The sequence below is a fragment of the Okeania sp. SIO2F4 genome, from assembly GCF_010672385.1.
Taxonomy (GTDB): Bacteria; Cyanobacteriota; Cyanobacteriia; order Cyanobacteriales; family Microcoleaceae; genus Trichodesmium.
This window is the reverse complement of sequence record NZ_JAAHGT010000830.1, coordinates 1-4,380: the sequence shown is the minus strand read 5'-3', so window position 1 is coordinate 4,380 and position 4,380 is coordinate 1. Positions and strand designations below refer to the sequence as shown.

Sequence of the window (4,380 nt, the reverse complement as noted above, 5' to 3'; positions counted from 1 at the left end):
TAAGGGGAGTTCATTGTGTTTTTAGATGCTGATGATTTTATGTTGCCACATAAATTAGAGCAACAAGTCCGGTGCTTTCAAAGCTATCCCCATGCAGGAATTATTCACAGTGGTTGGCATTTGGTTAATCAATATGGGGAATTTTTGGCTAATTTAGAACCTTGGGAAAAAATTCCACAGTTGAACTTGGAGACCTGGTTACGTTGGAAACCTGTCATACCGGGTCCAATGATGTTTCGTCGAGAATGGTTAAATTGTGTAGGTGGATTCGATCCAGCTCTAAAATATGCAGAAGATAAAGACCTAATATTTCGTCTAGCATTAGGAGGTTGTGAGACAGTTTGGTTACCCCAACCAACGATTTGTTATCGTCAACATAGTAGTAGTAAAAAAAAGAATAATATATTAGAAGTATTCAAAACTCAGAAATATGTACTAGAAAGTTTTCTTGCGAGACCCGATATTCCAGAAAATATCCGCAAAATAGAAGACGAAATTCGTTATTATACACTATTGTGGATTGCTTGGTCTGCTTATAATTATGGTCATTTCACAGAAATGAAAGCATATTTACAGGAATCATTAAACTATACATCAGACGTGGGTATAAAAGTAATTGTAAATTGGATTGAAAATTTTAAGAACTTTTCTTCGGCAAAAGGCGAAATCCTAGATACTTACTCTATAACTAGCTCTATTGAATGGAAACAAGCAATACGCCAAGCTCTAAAATTGAATTTTCTCTCCAGTCTGACTCACAAAACTAGATAGGGTTTTCTCAATAAAGTCTTTTTAAGGAGTAATATAAAATTCGGATAATTACTATATCTAAGTCATTGCGACTGGAACGGAGTGGAAGGAAGCAATCTCATGGGTTTCGCGAGATTGCTTCCTATCGTCGCTGCGGACGAGTGTTCAAACGGATTCTATATGAGTGGGTGCTTCATGTATTGTCAAAAGCTCGCTTTGGAGTTGGGAGTGGTACAGAAGCAATAGGGGAAAAAGATTGAAAAATACTCTAACTCACCCCATTTCCCCATCTCCCCATCCCAAATGGGTTCTATACAATAACGCTCTTTTGAACTGAAACAGTTAAAACTTTCTCAATGACTTGCTCCCATTCAGGTATTTTGGTTAATCGATCGCCATCAATAGTGTAGCCATATTCAGAAGCAAATCTAATAAAACTATCAACCCAGTCTGAAACAGTTTGCTCAGTAGAATAAGGAGTATAGTTAAAAGCTCGCTCCAGATATTTAGCCATTTGAGTTAGGTTTTTGTAGTGATACATAGACCATGCACCCCACACCCAAGTATTGTATCTAGCTCGACTTTCGAGAATACGCATCCAGTCAGGTACTTCAGGTAAAGAAAAATAGTTATCCAAAACCAACTCCAAATGTTCAACAAATTTGGGTGGGGTACTTGCTACCATTCCCTCCTCCAAACGGAAACAATATGTTGGTTGACGTAACCAAGCGGTTTCAGTAAACTTAATACCCATACGAATCACAAAATCTACATCTGCAATATCTTCTTTGAGATGAGTGTTGAAACCTCCTAAAAGCTTAACCCGATCGCTACGAAACATCATCGCTTTTGTCGGAGCATATTTATAAATTTTCCATAGTTTCCAAATATGCCAATCTAACTCTGGTAAATCACACCAAGGTTTTACTGTTAAAGTAATTTCTCCACTGGAGTTAACAATTTGCCAACCACTATGAACAAAGTCTATTGAAGATGCACCCTTGTCAAAGCAGTTAACTTGTGATGCTAATCTCTCAGGTAGAAAATAACTATCAGGATGTAAAAATGTTATAAATTCACCTTGTGCTAGGTTAATACCATGATTTAGTGCAGCTAATATTTCTGGTTTCGGACCCTCAAGATAAACATATTGAATTTTATTCTGGTAAGGTTCTAAAGCACTACGAACCATATCTTTTGGTCCATTATTAACAACAATAATTTCGTAAGAAGTATATGTTTGCCTGAGAACACTTTCGATAGCTTTTTGCGTATATAAAGGTCTATTACGCGCAGGAATAACAACACTAACTCTAGGAGTACGAGCGGACTGCTGAAATTTCAGACACCAGGTTGCATCAGATGTTCGACAGGAAAGAGGATATCCACCTAGCTCTCGGTTTCTCTGAGCTTCTATACCATGAAATGCAGTAAACTGACCCTTTGGCAAATGAGCATAGTCATGGTTTTGATGGACGCACATAATTACTTCACTGGCATCAACTACAGGGTACTTCTTGATTAGAGCATTGTAAACCATCCAGGTATCCCAGGCAGCACGTCCAATTGCAAATTCAGGTAACTGAGCAAATAAGTGTCGAGGGTATGTAAAATAATCCATACCATAAGCTGTATTTAATACAGCTTCCTTATATACTAATTTCCTTAATTCATTTTCCCAATTTTGTTGATTAAAGTCTATCAGAGTAGTGATATTTATATTCCACCTTCTTCCTATAATCAAGAATTCTTCTAGCAAGGTAGAGACATACTTGACACTAGGAATAAAATCACTAACAAGCATGATGTCAGAATTAACATATGTCAAAAGATCGTGGCTTGCTAGTTTATGAGCTTGAGCAAACATATCACTGAGTAAAGGTGTTCCATACTCGTTGTGTTGAACATTAGGTACATGACGTAGACCTAATTCTTTGACAATATCTTCTGTACCTTCCTCTTCTCCAAAAATAATAATCTCTGGTTTTGGTTTGAGCAAAGTCCAGCTTTTAATTGCATTTGTTTGAATCACACCAATATGTTCTTTAAATGGTTTAGGTATAGCAAAAATTGTCATACCACTTTTTTCTGATAGAGTAGCTTGTCTGAGAGTTTCTTGGCTTTTGCTAGAAATCAGCAATAAGTTTCTGTTGCTACCTTCTGAAACAACTTGCCTAGTTTTTGATTTCGTTGGGGTTATAACTGAATTTTGTTTTTGAGTGTGAATATTAGTTTCCTTCCCTAAATACCTTAATTTTTCCTGTGCTTCAGTAAAATCAGGCTCTGCTTCTAGAACTTTTGTTAATGCTTCTTCTGCTAAATCTAGTTTACCCAACTCCAAAGCAGATTTTGCTAAATACCAAGATGTACGCCAGTGAGTTCCAAGTTCGTTAGCTTCAGCAAATTCAGCGATCGCTTCAGAATGTTTTCCTTGTTGTTGTAGCACTAACCCTGACCATAACCTTAAATACCCATTTTTCTGATAATAAGAACTATAGTGAAAGATGCCACCTGCACCCTTACTGTAGAGTAATGGAGATGATTCGGCAATTTTTTTATCTGCATCTAAAAGTTCTTGAATATCTTGTGAAGTCATACTCACTAAGAATTGAGACTCTATATTACCGATAGACTGAATAAACAAGTCTGAAGCATATAGTTTCTGAGATTGATTAGCTTTTTTACCCCACTTCTTTTTACCCTTTGGCGATCGCATTAATTTTTGATAAAGTTTATGTGTTGCCTTAGCTGCATTTTCTCCTCCAAACATCTGCTCTGCGTATTTTCGAGCATTTTCCCCCAGTCTTTGCCGTTCTTCGGGGTGATGATATAAGTATTCAATTGCCTGTTTGTACTCTAACTCACTCTTGACAATCAGACCAGTGTAATTATCAACTACTGTTCGACTAGCTCCACCATAGGGAAAAATAACTGCAGGTACTCCTGCATACATAACTTCCTGCAATACTAGCTCAACAGTTGAATAGTTATCCTCGCAAAGAGGATAGCCAAAAACATCCATTACTTCAATTACAGACCGAATATCTTCGACATAACCTTGAAACTCAAATCTTTCTTTTACTTGTAAAGTTTCTACCTCTGTCTTGAATTTTGGAGAAGCATCTCCTTTACCGCAAATAATAAACTTAATATTTGGGATATTAATTCCTGCACTCATTGACACATAATTAGGGTGCATTTTCACGAATCCTACTGTACCGATGTAGCCAACATTAAAAGTATCGTGTGGTTTAGGAGAAAAATGAGCAAGTCGCGCAAAATCTGTTGCTCCATATATCATCCCAGTTTTTTCTAATCTGATTTTCTCTGGCAATTGTTGAAAAATGGGATTTTCGTGAGCATAGGGACTTGTAGTGAGAGCAAAATCAGCATAATCAATTAATTCTTTAGTAATAATTTGTGGTGGATAACATCCAGCTACATTGAACTTGATTAGTAGTCGCATTGGTGGAAGTCCAGAGCGTATAAGCTCATAGATTTCTGGGGTATTCCAAAAATGCAAATGTACTATATCTGCATTGCTAATTTCCTGTAGAATTGCCTCGCGATTTAGCAGAGCTATAAAAAATATGGAGAACTTCAAGAGAAATTTGAAATCCAAGGCGGTTA

At 36.8% G+C, this 4,380-nt stretch carries 3 protein-coding genes; 2 read left to right on the top strand and 1 reads right to left on the bottom strand.

All coding sequences use genetic code 11. The annotated features are described in order from the left end of the window. Positions 1-15 precede the first annotated feature (15 nt). Positions 16-771: a glycosyltransferase family 2 protein gene (locus F6K22_RS33445; protein WP_293108287.1), complete on the top strand. Its 756-nt coding sequence runs from the start codon at positions 16-18 to the stop codon at positions 769-771. Positions 772-836: 65 nt separating this feature from the next. Continuing rightward, positions 837-1,010 carry a hypothetical protein gene (locus F6K22_RS33440; protein ID WP_293108284.1) on the top strand — a complete coding sequence of 58 codons (174 nt, stop codon included), beginning with the start codon at positions 837-839 and terminating at the stop codon, positions 1,008-1,010. 50 nt (positions 1,011-1,060) lie between these two features. Here the strand turns inward: F6K22_RS33440 and F6K22_RS33435 are convergent, their stop codons facing one another. Then, positions 1,061-4,216: a glycosyltransferase gene (locus F6K22_RS33435; protein ID WP_293108281.1), complete on the bottom strand. Its 3,156-nt coding sequence runs from the start codon at positions 4,214-4,216 to the stop codon at positions 1,061-1,063. Positions 4,217-4,380: the final 164 nt, after the last annotated feature.

What these genes read in the sequence shown, in the direction of transcription:
- F6K22_RS33435 (WP_293108281.1), bottom strand. Translation starts at nt 4,216, where the DNA reads ATGCGACTACTAATCAAGTTCAATGTAGCTGGATGTTATCCACCACAA.